We start from the raw sequence: 15,952 nt of genomic DNA, 5'->3' as shown, positions 1-15,952 counted from the left end.
GGACAATATGATACTCTTTCCAACGTTTTTGGGCTACATCACATTTTAAATAGGTTAAACATGTATTCTCGCGGCAACCAATCTTTGGCTATCCAACAACTCGATTGGTGTATCACCACCCACGCGCTATTTGAGTACTTTGCCCATCAGCCTTGGGCTATGTTGTTAGATTCAGCCAATGCCAATCACCTTGATGCGAAATATGACATCATTGCCATTAGTCCAATTGCTTGTTTAACATATCAAAATGGCATAAGTCAGCTAACCATCGTTGATGATCAATTAACACCAGTTTTAGCTGATTTTGAGAATCATGATGATATTTTTGAAAATTTAAGACATTTACAACATGTGTTATTTCCAAAAAAACACCCCTGCCATTTGCCATTTAGTGGCGGTCTTATGGGCAGTTTCAGCTATGACTTAGGTAGAGTCATTGAAAAGCTCCCTGTAGCGGCTAAACAAGATATTCATCTACCTGAAATGAGCGTGGGCTTTTATGACTTTTGCTTAGTTTATTGCTACCAAAAACAAACTTGGTTTGCGCTGCATTATCAAGGTCAAGATGCGCTAGAAATTAAGTTGAATGAAATTGATACCAAGTTAGCAGATGTTAATAAACAATCAGAAAAATTAACTTCATTTGCCCTTTCTACCAAATGGTCAAATCAAACCTCACCTCAGCAATACCAACAAAGGTTCGAAAAAGTAAAAGCCTACTTGCAGTCTGGTGATTGTTATCAAATAAATTTAACGCAACGTTTCAGTGCTGAATATAAAGGCAATGAATGGCAGGCTTATTTGGCGCTATCAGATGCGAACAAAGCGCCTTTCTCGGCATTTATGCGCCTTGATGACCATTGCATTATGTCGATTTCGCCTGAGCGATTTATTCAGCTTTGTGGTGATAAGATATCCACTAAACCAATCAAGGGCACTTTGCCACGCTCAAGTGATTTAAAGCAAGATAAGCTCAATGCACAACAGCTACAACACTCAATAAAAGACCGGGCTGAGAATGTCATGATTGTCGACTTGCTCCGTAATGACATCAGTAAGGTTGCTAAGCCAGGGTCTGTGAATGTACCTAAACTGTTTGAAATCGAGAGTTTTCCGGCAGTTCATCATTTAGTAAGTACCATCGAAGCTAAATTATCTCCTCAATTAGATGCTATTGATATCATAAAAGCGGCCTTCCCTGGCGGTTCTATTACTGGAGCTCCGAAAGTAAGAGCTATGCAAATCATTGAGGAACTTGAACCATCAAGACGCAGTATTTACTGCGGCAGTATTGGGTATATAAGTCAGGATGGACATATGGATACCAGCATTACCATTCGAACGCTGATCACTGAGAATGATACCATTTATTGCTGGGCTGGCGGCGGAGTGGTAGCCGATTCAAATGCTGAAGCCGAGTATCAAGAATGCTTTGATAAAGTGAGTAAAATACTGCCTATTTTAGAACAGCTTTAAGCTCGTTATCATCATGATAACCTCATCAAGCGGTCTCTTTGTAATAATCCTCATATATGAGTTCGCTCATAAATAACAAGTAAGTAAAACGAACAGAACTGATACCTTGTTTGCCTGTATCAATATCGTTTCTATTCGTTTTACTCGTTTATACATCAATCATAAAATCAACTGTGGGAAGACAATTAAGTCTGCCTGTTTACAATAATCTAAATGTCACTTATATCGATCTAAACCTGAGTCAATTGAGATACCGACTCATTTGTGCCCCAAAGTGCGTTACGCGTTATTGCCAATCAGATTATTACATCTAATGATAGACACTTGGTTGAAGTTAGATCACTTACAAAATAGTGGCCAATTTTTGTCGGCCACTACAAGTATCAGCATGACGATATGGCGATGATTTTGTGTCAGTTTTGTTGCTTAACAGCTGACTGAAAACACAGCAGGCGATTCACTTCGGTGCAAGTAAGCGTTATTTATGTGCATTGTCTGGCGATGAATCTATGTGGTTAATGCTTAGTTGCTGAAAAATATAGCTAATATAGTTGGCGCGTTAGTTACTACCCCTTTAGAGGTATTAATAAGTAAAGTTAAGAGGCAGCATTATGAAGTTTTATAGTCGACGATTTATTAAACCTGAGCATTTAAACCCTGCTAATTCATTATTCGGTGGCCAACTCTTAAGTTGGATTGATGAAGAGGCTGCTATTTTTGCAGGCTGCCAGATGAAGAGTTCGAGCCTAGTCACTAAGTTAATATCAGAAGTGAATTTCATGACGCCAGCGCGTCAGGGAGATGTTATTGAATTTAGCTTGTCGCTTATCAGCTATGGGTCAAGCTCAATAGTCGTTGCGTGCCAAGTGCGTAATAAACTCACCCATGCCCCGATTGTGCGCATAGATAAAATGGTATTTATCCATGTGAATGAACAGGGATTACCTGAGCCACATGGTATGCGCGCCAACGCAGCCTAATAAAGATAGATAAACTGTTTTATAACGCGGTTCTTCGGGAGGCCTTTATACTGGTTCAATCTTCACTGAGGTCATCTTTTACGGAGTTAACGGCATCGCGGGATGCATGGCCGATAGCGCGAGTAGCATCTCGTGTTGCATGACCAATGTCAGTGGTGACCTCTTTGGTCGTTTCACCGATCTGGCGGCCAGTATCTTGAAGTTCTGCACAAGCGCTGACAGTGGTTATTGTGGCGAGCACCATTACTAAAGCGGGTAATTTCACTGTATCGATCCATTTATTAAATAATTACTGGCACTATGCCAGCAATTGTGAATTGGATCCAGCTTAGGCTTAGTGCAGTTTTAGGTGCGGATGAATTATGCGGCTAATACCTTTTGCGAGCATGAACAAAGTCCCTTTCACTGGACCGTGTAGCTCAATAAGGTGTCTTCTGTATAACGAGGTGTAAACAAAGCGTGCAATCTTACCCTCAACCATGACGCCGCCAATGAACGACATTAAATTACCAACGGTGTGGAATTTTGACAGGTTGACGAGTGCGGCGAGATCTTTATAGACATAGTTTTTTGATGCCGGTTTTCCTGCTAACAATAGCTTAATATTGTCTGCCGTCATCAGTGACATCTGGCGTGCAGATTGGCCTCGGGGTGGCACCCAGCTGCCATCTTCTTGGGGGCAATCAGCACAATCACCAATCGCAAAAATAGCCGGGCCATGAGTGGTTTGCATGTTTTGCTGCACCATCACTTGATTGATATGGTTATTCTCTAACCCGCCAATCTCCTTTAAAAAGTCAGGTGCTTTAACTCCTGTTGACCAGAAGTAGTGGCTTAGTGAATTTGGCCACTAACATTTAGTTGAACACACTCTTGATATAGAAAAAGTTATTTGAAAGTTTTTAGTATTACACGCATTCCTAACTTGGAAATGTCCAAAGGTGAGTTACAAAATGATCAAACTATATTGTCTTCCGACATCAACTATAAAGCTTTTGACGATATTGCTTAGCTACCATCTGCCAGCTAAAGCGTTCCTCACTCGCCGCTTTGCCAATTTCACTAAATTGTTTAGGTTCATTGTTACTTAGGGTTAATACCTTAGACATCACTTTAATCAATTGTTCAGATTGATGTGTTAAATTATTCCCCTCAAACAACCAACCCGTTTGCAGATCTTTAATGGTATCTCTTAAACCTCCAACCCCGTGAGCAATACAGGGCTGCCCTTCTTTCATGGCCAATAACTGGCTAATACCACATGGTTCAAAACTACTAGGCATGATAAATAAGTCACCTAGTTGGTACATCAACTCAGATACATGCTGGTCGTAGCCATTAAGAAAAACAAAATTGTCATGCTTTGACGCCACTTGCTGAAATTCTTTGGCTATATCACTGTCGCCACTGCCTAACAATACAAATAGACCCTGTGGTTTAAGGGTTTTAAATTCAATCAGCATTGCATCCAGCGTGGTTTGATTAACGCCATATGGTTGGCGAAGTAGTAATACCTTTTGATCCGTTAAACGACCGACTGATGTCATCAAGAAGTCTATTCCTGTGGCTTTACTCGTTTGATTTTGAATGCATTGCTGTAATCGAGTTAAAGCAATCTGGTCAACATTACGGGTAAATTCTGATCGACCAAGCCACTTAATGACTGCATTCTGAGATTGCTTTAAAAAATGGCTTAACGCTTGTGCTGATTGTTTAATTCGCGTCTTAGTTTGAACTTGAGATTGATTTGTAGAATTGTTTTTTAAATTAGCCTTCAAAGGAGCGTCAATTGAGTCATAAACACAACCGTTTAAAATACCAATAATGTCACCTCTGGCATGCTTTTCTTGCATCGCAGTTTCTAAACCCTCGCCGCCAAAAAAACCATTAAGATGATCGGATGGCATTAACACTTCATTGGCGTATGTTGGGGAAACTAAATGAACTTTATCACTTAACACAATGCCCATTTTCATTGGATTAATGCAATGAGGGTATCTTGGATCGCACAATTGTGATTTTTGTTCATCTGATAATTGATAACTAAGCTGTGGATACCACGCTGTAAACGATGAAACATCATCACGGATAGGTCTGATGCCCTGTAAAGCAAGGTTATGAATTGAGAATACACATTGGCACTGCTGTAAAACTGCATATTGTGGATCAAACGCTCTAAGCATCACTAACAAACCGGCATGCCAATCGTGCATGTGAAGGACATCAACGGGTGCAATCAAACCATCAACATACGCTTGTGCAACAGCTAAGTTAAATAACGCAAATTTAGTCGCATCATCGGCAAATGGCCTGTCGTGACTACTTGAGCTATATATTTCATTGTCGGCGCTATTAAATAATGGATGATCAAATAAATAGACTTGGCTAGATACGTTTTCCAGTGCAACTTGTTCAGTGTCACCAAGACTTGAAACAGCAATAGGCTCTGAATTGGGCCTAGGCATGATTAATACATTAACGAATTCAACATTAGCACCGAACTTAATTGAAACAGTGCCAATGTTGGCTGCACCATACAAGTTTCCAATATAACCATAGTTTGGCATAGCGACATCAGCAGCAATCCCTTCACTTGCTAACGTAGGAGGAAGATCTCTAATCACATCAGCCATCCCACCCACTTTAGCACCCGAAATTGCATCATTTTCCGCAGCGATCATTAATACTTTTTTCACAACTTTTACCCTTCAATCTATGGCTAAAATTTTAGTTTCATAATTCAAGCTTGAGGTCTTTACTCGGTTTAAAACAGGTTTAACTTTATTGCTAAACCTATTTACTAACTGAATAATACTATTTAAACCTTATTCATAACCCACTGGCAAACCGAGCATTTTCCTTGTTACCAAAGTGATGCCTTTCTCAGAAACTCTAAAACCGCGGGCAATATCTTGCTCACGGCTAAAGCCAATTGTGGTTCCTTCAGGGATGATACAGCCACGATCAATAATGGCATTTTGAATATTACAATTTTTAAGTACCACAACGTCTGGCAATAACACTGAGTCTTTAACCAAAGAGTAAGAACACACTCGAACCTCATCAAACAACACACTTCGTTTCACTTTGGCACCCGAAATAATACAACCACCAGACACGATTGAATCAACAGCCATGCCGCGTCTGTCATCATCATCAAAAACAAATTTTGCAGGCGGTAGTTGTTCCTGATAAGTCCAAATAGGCCATTTTGCATCATATAAATTCAATGCTGGTGTTGGTGATAACAGCTCCATATTCGCTTGAAAGAATGAATCCAATGTACCCACATCACGCCAATATGCAGGCTCATCAGGCACAGCACTGGTGAATGGGAATGCGAAAATATTGGCGTGTTTAATGATTGAAGGAATAATATCTTTACCAAAATCTCTATCTGAGTTTTCGTTATCAGCATCTTTCTTTAGCTGGTCAAACAAGAATTTAGTGTTAAAGACATAGTTACCCATCGATGCCAAACAACACTCTTCATTGCCCGGTATTGGTTTAGGGTGTTCGGGTTTTTCTTCAAATCCGACAACGCGCATGTCTTCATCCACTTCCATTACGCCAAACGCTTTCGCAGCCTCTGGTATCGGCGTTTCTAAGCAGCATACGGTCATATCTGCACCAGATTCAGCGTGCGCTGCAAGTAAACCCGCATAGTCCATTCGATACACATGATCACCTGACAACACCATCACGTATTTAGGCAGCTCATGACGAATAATATCAATATTTTGGAACACCGCATCAGCAGTGCCTTCATACCAATTGCCATGGGTTTGCTGCGATGCAGGCATTATTTCAACCGACTCACCTAATTCTTTTTTAAAGTGCCCCCAGCCACGGGTTACGTGGCGTATCAACGAGTGAGATTTATATTGTGTCACCACACCTACACGGCGGATCCCGGAGTTAATACAATTAGATAAAGGGAAATCAATAATGCGGAATTTACCACCAAAATATAACGCCGGTTTAGCACGAAAGTCTGTCAGCTCATGTAAACGAGAGCCTCGGCCACCAGCTAAAATTAATGCATAGGTATCACGGGTAAGATTACTAATATAACGAACATTTGACATATATTAAGACTCCTAACTAAAAATTCGATTTATGAATTTGACAATAGCGAACTGATTATTTGGCATGCCAAATCTCATCTCGATAAGCACTAATGGTGTTGTCACTAGAAAAACGTCCGCTGGCTGCAGTATTTCGAATACTCATTTGAGTCCAATGATGTTGATCGGCATAGACCTGTGACACTTTTTCTTGTGCTACACGGTATGCTTCAAAATCGGCGGCGATCATCCATTGATCATATGGGTCTTCAATGGCAGCAATGATGCTGTCAAAGATCCCCGGTTCCACTAAATTGAAATGGCCACTTTTTAGCATCTCTAGTACATGACCGAGCGCTGGTGACTGTTGAATATATTGTTGAGGGTTGTAGTGAGGTTTTAGTTGACTAACTTCATCTGCGTTAAGGCCAAATAAGAAGAAGTTATCTTCACCAACTTCTTCTAGCATTTCAATATTGGCACCGTCTAACGTGCCGATTGTCATTGCCCCATTCATCATGAACTTCATATTACCGGTGCCAGAGGCTTCTTTTCCTGCGGTAGATATTTGTTCGGACAAATCAGTGGCTGGACAGATTTTTTCCATTGCGCTGACGTTATAGTTTGGCAAAAAGGCAAAACGTAGAAATGGCGTAACTAATGGATCTGAATTCACCATATGTGCCACATTATTGGCAAGCTTAATGATTTGTTTCGCCATGGCATAACCGGGCGCAGCTTTGCCGCCAATAAGCACACAACGAGGTTGCAAACCTTCAGTATCGTCTGCGACAATGCGTTGATATAAATGAATAACATGGAGGATATTCAGTAATTGACGTTTATATTCGTGTATTCGTTTAACTTGCACATCAAACATCATTTCAGGTTCAAATACGACCTCGCACTCCTGGGCAATAAGCTTTGTTAAATCCACTTTATTGTCGTACTTAACGGCTTGCCATTGCTTAATAAAGGCTTTGTCATCTGTGAAGGCGTTTAATGCCGTAAGTTGGGTTAAGTCAGTCATCCAACTGTCACCTAAACGACGAGTAAGCAATTGTGCAAGTCTTGGATTACAATGTGCTAACCAACGTCTTGGTGTTACACCGTTGGTTTTGTTATTGAATTTGTCTGGCCATAATTGATAAAAGTCATTAAATAAGCCTGACTTTAATAATTTGGTATGTAAGCCTGCAACACCGTTGACCGAAAAGCTCGCCACAATAGCCAAATAAGCCATTCTTACGTGCGGTTCATGGCCTTCTTCAATAATTGACATTGCCGCTAGTTTGTCATTGTCTCCCGGCCAATGATGCGCGACATCTTCTAAATAGCGGGCATTGATTTCGTAAATAATGTCTAAAATACGTGGCAGCATATGTTTAAGCATTCGCACAGGCCAGCGCTCTAATGCTTCTGGCAACAAGGTATGGTTGGTATAAGCCACACTTTTTGAGGTTATCGCCCACGCTTGATCCCAATTAAGTCCATGGGAATCCATTAATAGCCGCATCATTTCAGGTACGGCAATGCTCGGATGAGTATCATTAAGCTGCATGACATTCAGTTCACTAAAGCGGCTAAAGTCAGTGCCGTGAACGGCAACATATCGCTGAATAATGTCTTGTAAGCTGGCTGAAGATAAAAAGTATTGTTGGCGTAAACGCAGCTCTTTACCATTTTCACTGGCGTCATTTGGGTATAACACCATGGTAATTTGTTCTGCTAAATTTTTACGAGCCACAGCCTCGGTATAATCACCGTCATTAAATTCAGCTAAATCAAAATCATCTGTGGCTTCAGCTTTCCAGAGTCGTAGGGTATTTATGCGGCCATTTCTAAAGCCTGGTACCGGCATATCGTGGGGAATTGCATTAACATCTTGGGTATCTATCCACACATAATGTCGGTGACCTTTTAAATCCACATAAGATTCTGTATGACCAAAAAAAGGCACAGTAATGGCGTGATTAGCCATTCTCACTTCCCATGGGTTGCCTTCTCGAAGCCAGCGGTCGGGTTGTTCTACTTGATAACCATCAACTAATTTTTGCTTGAACATGCCATATTCATAACGAATACCATATCCCACAACGGCTAAATCTAAACTGGCACAACTATCAAGAAAACACGCCGCTAAACGCCCTAAACCGCCATTACCAAGTCCAGCATCTAACTCAGCTTCTTGTAAGGTTTCTAAATCTGCGGAGTATTGTTTAAGCGCTGCATGAGTGTCATCCGTTAAATCTAAGCTTAGTAAGGCATTACCCAGTGTTCGGCCCATCAAAAACTCTAGCGATAAATAGGCCACCTGTTTTTGCTGGTATTGATTGTCTTTTAAACGTGTTTCGCGCCATTGTTCTAGTAGCTGTAATTTTATAGTGGACGCTAGTGCGCTATACATATCATTAGTGGCATTTTCATCACGCCCTAGAACACCTTGAACTTGACGTTTAAAGGTCGCATCTAACGCCTCACATGGGTCACAATCATGTTGCTTTACCTGATCTGATGCAGAAACAGCCTTTGGTGATGTTTTCTCTGATACTTTTATTTTTGCCGTTTTAACTGTGTTTTTTTTCTCGCGAGCTTTTCCTTTAGTGACTGTCATCGATTCATTCCTTATCTGGACTAACGTGTAGTTGTGCATGAAATAACATCAGGCTTCGGCTTTGAAGTTTGGGTTGGTTTTCGTCGTTGCTTTGGGCTTGTTGAGGGCTATCATCGTTATCACTTTGCGAAGACATCAAGCATTTCCAAGCACTAAAACCCTTCATACTGGGCAAGGTGAATGTCTGGGCATCGGTATCGGCATTTAATAACAGTAATAACGCTTGGGGTTGTTGATATGGCGGTAATACTTCTGAATTAATCATTACCGCTAGAGTACGTGTGTGTGATTCACTCCATTGACGCTTTGACATCGGCTCACCATGACGGCTATACCAAACAAAACCACTATCACACTTGCCTTCGGGTTCATGTATAAACTCACGGTGACATAAAATGGGAAATTGTTTACGTAACCTAATGAGTTGAGAAGTAAACTCAACTAACGACCAATCAATGGATTTCCAGTCAATCCAACATATTGAATTGTCTTGGCAGTAAGCATTGTTATTACCTTGCTGACTGTGACCCATTTCATCACCACAAAGCATCATCGGCACACCTTGTGATAACAATAAGGTGGCAAGGAAATTACGCTGCTGGCGTTTTCGAACTAAATTGATTTCTTGCAGGCTGGTCTGGCCTTCTTCACCATAATTGGCACTGAGGTTTTCATGGTGACCATCACGGTTATCTTCACCGTTAGCGAGATTGTGCCGTTCGTTATAACTGACTAAATCCTTTAGCGTATAGCCATCATGGCTAGTGATAAAATTGATACTGGCCGCCGGCCCTCTGCCGTGATGTTCAAACAAATCGCCAGAACCATGAAAGCGCCTTGCAAACTCTGGAAGCATGCCATGATCGCCGCGCCAAAAACGGCGCATGGTATCTCTGTAGCGATCGTTCCATTCACTAAATGCGATAGGATAATTACCCAGTTGATAACCACCGGGACCAATATCCCAAGGCTCGGCAATCAGTTTCACCTGACACAACACGGGATCTTGCGATAAGGCATCAAAAAAACCGCAGCCGGGATCAAAACCATAGGTTTCACGGCCTAAGCAACTGGCTAAATCAAATCTAAAACCATCAACTCCCATGACTTCAACCCAATATCGCAATGAGTCCATAATCAATTGCAACACTTGCGGATGGTTTGAATTAAAGGTGTTACCACAACCAGTATCATTGATATACAAACGCTGTTCGTTAGACACCAATCGATAATAGTTGGCGTTGTCGATGCCGCGAAAGCTTAAGGTAGGTCCCAAACGACTGCCTTCTGCAGTATGGTTATAAACCACATCTAAGATTACTTCGATACCCGCATCGTGCAGGCTATCAACCATGTCGCGGAACTCTGTAATACTCTCGCCACTCATATAAGCGGCATTTGGCGCAAAAAAGCCGATGCTGTTGTAGCCCCAGTAATTACTGAGGTTCTTTTCGATTAAAAATGGCTCATTGAAAAAGCTCTGTACAGGCAATAACTCAACACAGTTAACCCCTAACTGCTTCAAATACTGGATACTGCTGGGGGCAGCAAAGCCAGCATAAGTACCTTTAATATCATCATTGACTTCAGGGTTCAAAACACTAAAGCCTTTCACATGGGTTTCATAAATGATGGTTTGCTCTAAGGGAATATTGAGCCTTTTTACTGGCGTATTTCTTAGCGTACGGTCATCAAACACACGGCATTTAGGCATATATTTCGCGTTATCTTTATCGCAAAAAGATAAGTCTGAATCGTCGCTGTCTAACTGGTAACCATAGTTGGCATCATTGGGTTCTAATTCTCCGATTAGTTGCTTAGCGTAGGGATCTAATAACAATTTATGATGGTTAAATCGATGCCCAAGTAACGGTTGATAAGGGCCATATACTCGATATCCGTATAAAGTGCCATCAGTTGCACCTTCTAGATAACCATGCCAAACCTGTCTGGTTTTTCGGGTTAAAACATAATGTTTTTCATTAAGTCCAAACTCATCAAAAATACACAACACAACCTGAGTAGCATGTTCAGAAAACAGCGCAAAGTTCACGCCATTATCATCAACGCTAGCACCTAAGGGGTAAGGCTTTCCTGTAAGCAAAGGGTTAACCGTATCCATGGTTAATCCTCTTCTAGTGCTAGCATTGAATCAGCGCTGTTAACACTGAGTACAATGGTCGCCAGTGGCGGCACTGTCACCAGACCACTACGAGCCATGCCTTGCCAGGCAATATCTGTGTTAATAATGGTGCCATTACTTACCGCACTACCGCCATAACAGGGGCTATCACTGTTTAGGACTTCGATATAATCATTTTCAGACGGTAAGCCGACTCTAAAATGGTGATGCACTTGCGGCGTCATATTGACCACAAAAATTAAATGCTGGCTGTCTTTACCATAGCGAATAAAACTAAAGATACTGGCATCACCGTTATCGCAATCTAACCATTGAAAGCCTGAGGCTTGATGGTCTAATTCGTACAAAGCGGGATTTTCAAGATATAAACTATTGAGATCTCTCACCCAATCTTGCATTCCTTGGTGCGGCGCGTATTGGAGTAAATGCCAATCTAGACTTTGGTTGTGGTTCCACTCATCACGCTGGGCAAATTCAGTGCCCATAAACAGCAGTTTTTTACCAGGGTGGCCCCACATGAAACCTAAAAAAGCTCTTAAGGTGGCGAACTTTTGCCAGTCATCACCTGGAATCTTATGCAATAACGAACCTTTGCCATGTACGACTTCATCATGGCTGAGTGATAAAATAAACTGCTCGGTATAGGCATAAACCAAACTGAATGTCATTTCATGGTGATGATGCTTTCGATGGATGGGATCTCTGGTTAAATAGCTTAAACAATCATTCATCCACCCCATGTTCCATTTAAAGCCAAATCCCAAGCCGCCATTCTCAGTAGTGTCAGTCACACCGCCCCAAGCAGTTGATTCTTCCGCTACCATGGTGACACCAGGGTAATCGGCATAAATGCGTTCATTGAGTAACTTTAAAAAGTTAATTGCTTGTATGTTTTCTCGGCCACCATACTCGTTCGGTAACCATTGACCTGACTCGCGGCTATAATCTAAATAAAGCATGGATGAGACAGCATCAAGTCTTAAACCATCAAAATGAAATTCTTCAAGCCAATAGCAAGCATTACTTAGTAAGAAGCTTTGCACTTCTCCACGGCCATAATTAAAAATCAGCGTATCCCAATCAGGGTGCTCACCTTGACGTGGATCTTCATGCTCATACAAACAACTGCCGTCAAACTTAGCCAGTCCATGAGGGTCTTTCGGAAAATGCGCTGGCACCCAGTCAAGCAAAACACCAATATCATTTTGATGACATTCATCAATAAAAGCTTTAAGCGAAGAAGGATCGCCGAAACGATAAGTCGCGGCAAATAAACCAACTGGTTGGTAACCCCATGACCCATCAAAGGGATATTCACTGATTGGCATTAGTTGCAAATGAGTGAAACCCATTTCTTTGATGTATGGAATAAGCTCATTTGATAAGTCTTCATAGCTAAGATAAGTGTCGCCCCACTCACCTTTGCGCTTCCATGACGCTAAATGCACCTCGTAGACCGACATAGGTGACTCATGTAACTCAAGCTTTGAGCGTTTTTCAAGCCATTTTTTGTCTTGCCATTGATAATCATTCTTTGCGGGTATGACGGAAGAATTTCCCGGCGCCGCCTGCATTTGAATAGCATAAGGGTCTGCTTTTTCAAACAGTTCACCCGCTTGGGTGGTCACTTTAAATTTGTAAAATTGCCCAGTTTTAGCATTGGGTAAAAATATTTCCCAAATACCGTTACTTGGATGAAACCGCATAACATGCTGTCTTGCATCCCAATGATTAAAGTCCCCCACAACAGCGACTTTTTGAGCATTTGGGGCCCAAACACAAAAGTGTACGCCTTCAACATCTGCCAGTGTTTGCCAATTAGCACCTAGAAATTGATAACTTTTTTGTTGTTTACCTTCAGCAAATAAATAAGTGTCATCATCATTAAGTAAACTGCCGAATTGATAAGGATCGATAATGGTTTCAACGCTCATTGGGTAAGTCACTTTTAAACTGTATAAAAATGGCTTCACCCGTCTGCCTAACGTTCCTGCAAAAAGCCCTTCTCCATCAACTTGTGAAAGCGTTGCTATTTTTTTACCGTCTTTGAGGTTTAATACTTCCACTGCTAGCGCGCCTTTGACAAAGCACCTAACGAGCAATGTTTTATTATTTTCGGCTTTGTGCATGCCTAATACCGAAAACACATCGGTGTAGTCACCATTCAGTAACGCGATATCTGTTCCATGATTAAAATAAGGGGCATTATTCGTCATTTAGCATTGCTCCGTTAAAGATTAAAATAAATTCGCTTGTGTCTATCAATGAGTCACATCCGTTATGAAATACGCTTTACAAGTCATTGACTGTCCGTGGGCTTTTACAGCTCATTGTGGGTACTTGTTTGCGTCTAGTGTTGTTAACGGTCTCTAGCCTTTCACTGACTGTCGAGTCGAGCGCCAACTGTTCTTGAGTCACTGAAAGCCTTCGTCGCCAGTTGGGGTATTCTTTCCACGTGCCAGGGATATTGATCGGCGTCGGCTCATCAACAAGATCGTCAACTTGCACGCTAAACAACGAAGAACAGCCTGATGCTGACAGTCGTAGCCAAGCAATAATCAATTGATTAAAAATGATATTCTGTAGATCTGTTTGTTCAGCAATCAATTGTTGTTGTTTAAGCAGTGATATCAGTTGCTGTTTTTCTTGATATCTAAGCGTTTTAGCATCCAAATAATTCTGTTCAATTTCATAAAGGTTCAATTGATGACGTAGCTCAATATCTTGTTCATGCCACCACGCCGTTAATGTTGGGACATCATGGTTAGCTAGCATCATTAAGCTATGAGATTTATAGAGATGCGGCTCGGTAAAGCCTTGGTGATGTTTTGAAAAGTAGAACAGTTCATTAGAGAAAATTTTGGCTTTGGATAAATTATCTCTAATTTCTGGCGGGACGATGCCGAGATCTTCACCAATGAGGATGCACTGTTCTCGCTGACTTTCTAAACATAGAATGGCCAGTAAGGTATCAAGTGGATAGTAAACATAGGCGCCATTGCCCAAACCTTGTTGCTTAGGCCACCACCATAAACGCAGTAAGCCCATGACATGATCAATCCTCAAACCGCCACATGACTGCATGTTAGATCGAATCAAGTCGATGAAATGTTCAAAACGATGTTGAGCAATCTTGATTGGGTCAAAAGGCGTTAAGCCCCAGTTTTGCCCCTGTGGTGCAAAGGGATCTGGCGGTGCACCAATATTAGCGTCAATGCAAAAGTATTGAGTATTGGCGGTGACTTCTGATCCCGTGGGTGAGGCCCCGACCGCCATATCACGGACGAGACCAATAGGCATTCCTATTGATTTTGCAGTTAATTGACAAAGAATAAGCTGCTCACTAGCAACAAACTGCAAATAGCAAAGAAACTCAATGTCTTTATATTCTCGGTTATATTCGTAGTGAGCGTCTTTACTTAATTTGTCGTAGTGGTCCTGTTGATGCGTAACATATTGGATTAATGCATCACCCTGCTCTTGCTTAAACTGGGTGAATTGTTGGTAACGCTCAGTATTTGAGGTTTTATTTACAATGAGAAATTGCTGATAAAGTAATTGAAAAATTTCAAATTTTATTTCATAAACGACGTTATAATCTAATAATTCAACTCGTGCTAATTCAGCCTTCTTTTTATTCCAAATATCATTATCGAATAGTTTTTTTATTGCAGAGTATTCTTCAACCGTATCAATATGTATATAAAGTGGGTTTAGTCTGCGGCGGTCTGACGGACTATATGGACTGACATTTTCAGGTAAATCCAAAGCATGTAATGGATTTAGTAGTATAAAATCAGCCCCTTTTTGAGCAGCTAAATCGATTAAGCTCAGTAAATCCCCAAAATCGCCAATTCCCCACTGCTTTTCGCTTTGTAAGCTATATAACTGAGTGCTAAGACCCCAACTTGAGCCTGTTGCCACTGATTGAGTAAAGGCTTCTCGAGGGGCAATCATTAATTGACCGTGAAAACGATTAGAAAAACCATCAAATTCAAAAGACGCTGAAATAGCGTGATACCCTAAGCCTATCGGAGCATTAATCACATGATTTAACTGATGCAGATATTTTAAGTATTGAATGCCATCAATGGCATAATCTCCCACAATTCGCATTTGCAGTAAGTTAACTTGATAATGAAATTTTTCACCATTTTCTAAGCAGATTTCTACGCGAATTTTACCTTTAAAATTAGCCGGCAAATAAAATTCTGTCGTTGGATTATCAACGTAACTCCATTGAAAACCCTGTAAGGGCAAAGTCCAAGGAGCTGCATCTAATTCATAAATACGCTCTTGAATGTAATTATCAGACAAACCAGCTAATGAAGATTCATTATCATAAGTTATGGCTTGCTCACTATTATTTTTGACCTCATCAACCATACAGTCACTTGAACACATAGACTGTAAAATTCCGTTTCTATCTCGTGGCTGAATTTGCACATTGTTGCCAAAGCAATCAATAAACTCAGCGCCTACGCCTTGCAAATACAGTAACTTTTCCAGTCCCATATTTGTCTTCCTCGCGAATGTCTATACTGATTAATAACCCAGCAGTTAACATGCCAGCTGAACATCTCAGTTTAAATACAGTTTTATTTCAATATTATGAAAAACAATTAAAACTTAATAATCAGTAGATTATGATATTAACAAGCATTTAAAAATT

At 41.0% G+C, this 15,952-nt stretch carries 9 protein-coding genes and 1 pseudogene; 2 read left to right on the top strand and 8 right to left on the bottom strand.

Features of this window, described 5'->3' with window-relative positions; all coding sequences use genetic code 11:
* Nucleotides 1–60 precede the first annotated feature (60 nt).
* Nucleotides 61–1,476, top strand: a complete 1,416-nt coding sequence (pabB, locus tag FPK91_RS02305) for an aminodeoxychorismate synthase component I (protein ID WP_144207417.1) — start codon at nt 61–63, stop codon at nt 1,474–1,476.
* Between the two features lie 611 nt (nt 1,477–2,087).
* A complete protein-coding gene (locus FPK91_RS02300) occupies nt 2,088–2,456 on the top strand; it encodes an acyl-CoA thioesterase (RefSeq protein WP_144207414.1) in 369 nt (122 codons plus the stop codon).
* 55 nt (nt 2,457–2,511) lie between these two features.
* Here the strand turns inward: FPK91_RS02300 and FPK91_RS02295 are convergent, their stop codons facing one another.
* From FPK91_RS02295 to malQ, 8 genes and pseudogenes are all read right to left on the bottom strand, one after another.
* Nucleotides 2,512–2,700 (bottom strand): hypothetical protein, encoded by a 189-nt coding sequence (locus tag FPK91_RS02295; RefSeq protein ID WP_144214082.1) that lies wholly within the window; start codon nt 2,698–2,700, stop codon nt 2,512–2,514.
* Between the two features lie 90 nt (nt 2,701–2,790).
* Nucleotides 2,791–3,279 (bottom strand): annotated as a pseudogene (locus FPK91_RS02290) (NAD(P)/FAD-dependent oxidoreductase); the annotation flags it as partial.
* Between the two features lie 157 nt (nt 3,280–3,436).
* A complete protein-coding gene (locus FPK91_RS02285) occupies nt 3,437–5,152 on the bottom strand; it encodes a glycogen synthase (RefSeq protein WP_227006660.1) in 1,716 nt (571 codons plus the stop codon).
* A gap of 129 nt (nt 5,153–5,281) precedes the next feature.
* The gene (glgC, locus tag FPK91_RS02280; protein WP_144207411.1) at nt 5,282–6,544 is read right to left on the bottom strand and encodes a glucose-1-phosphate adenylyltransferase; all 1,263 of its coding nucleotides are present in this window, start codon (nt 6,542–6,544) and stop codon (nt 5,282–5,284) included.
* A gap of 55 nt (nt 6,545–6,599) precedes the next feature.
* Nucleotides 6,600–9,137 (bottom strand): glycogen/starch/alpha-glucan phosphorylase, encoded by a 2,538-nt coding sequence (locus tag FPK91_RS02275; protein WP_144207408.1) that lies wholly within the window; start codon nt 9,135–9,137, stop codon nt 6,600–6,602.
* 4 nt (nt 9,138–9,141) lie between these two features.
* Nucleotides 9,142–11,259, bottom strand: coding sequence for a glycogen debranching protein GlgX (gene glgX, locus FPK91_RS02270; RefSeq protein WP_144207405.1), 2,118 nt, complete (start codon nt 11,257–11,259; stop codon nt 9,142–9,144).
* A gap of 2 nt (nt 11,260–11,261) precedes the next feature.
* The gene (glgB, locus tag FPK91_RS02265) at nt 11,262–13,496 is read right to left on the bottom strand and encodes a 1,4-alpha-glucan branching protein GlgB (RefSeq protein ID WP_144207402.1); all 2,235 of its coding nucleotides are present in this window, start codon (nt 13,494–13,496) and stop codon (nt 11,262–11,264) included.
* Nucleotides 13,497–13,572: 76 nt separating this feature from the next.
* Nucleotides 13,573–15,795, bottom strand: coding sequence for a 4-alpha-glucanotransferase (gene malQ / locus FPK91_RS02260; protein ID WP_144207399.1), 2,223 nt, complete (start codon nt 15,793–15,795; stop codon nt 13,573–13,575).
* Nucleotides 15,796–15,952: the final 157 nt, after the last annotated feature.

The organism is Shewanella donghaensis (assembly GCF_007567505.1).
Classification (GTDB): Bacteria; Pseudomonadota; Gammaproteobacteria; order Enterobacterales; family Shewanellaceae; genus Shewanella; species Shewanella donghaensis.
Note: the sequence above shows the minus strand (reverse complement) of the source record. Positions and strands in the feature narration are given on the sequence as shown.

What these genes read in the sequence shown, in the direction of transcription:
- pabB (WP_144207417.1), top strand. Translation starts at nt 61, where the DNA reads ATGTATTCTCGCGGCAACCAATCTTTGGCTATCCAACAACTCGATTGG.
- FPK91_RS02300 (WP_144207414.1), top strand. Translation starts at nt 2,088, where the DNA reads ATGAAGTTTTATAGTCGACGATTTATTAAACCTGAGCATTTAAACCCT.
- FPK91_RS02295 (WP_144214082.1), bottom strand. Translation starts at nt 2,700, where the DNA reads ATGGTGCTCGCCACAATAACCACTGTCAGCGCTTGTGCAGAACTTCAA.
- glgC (WP_144207411.1), bottom strand. Translation starts at nt 6,544, where the DNA reads ATGTCAAATGTTCGTTATATTAGTAATCTTACCCGTGATACCTATGCA.
- FPK91_RS02275 (WP_144207408.1), bottom strand. Translation starts at nt 9,137, where the DNA reads ATGACAGTCACTAAAGGAAAAGCTCGCGAGAAAAAAAACACAGTTAAA.
- glgX (WP_144207405.1), bottom strand. Translation starts at nt 11,259, where the DNA reads ATGGATACGGTTAACCCTTTGCTTACAGGAAAGCCTTACCCCTTAGGT.
- glgB (WP_144207402.1), bottom strand. Translation starts at nt 13,496, where the DNA reads ATGACGAATAATGCCCCTTATTTTAATCATGGAACAGATATCGCGTTA.
- malQ (WP_144207399.1), bottom strand. Translation starts at nt 15,795, where the DNA reads ATGGGACTGGAAAAGTTACTGTATTTGCAAGGCGTAGGCGCTGAGTTT.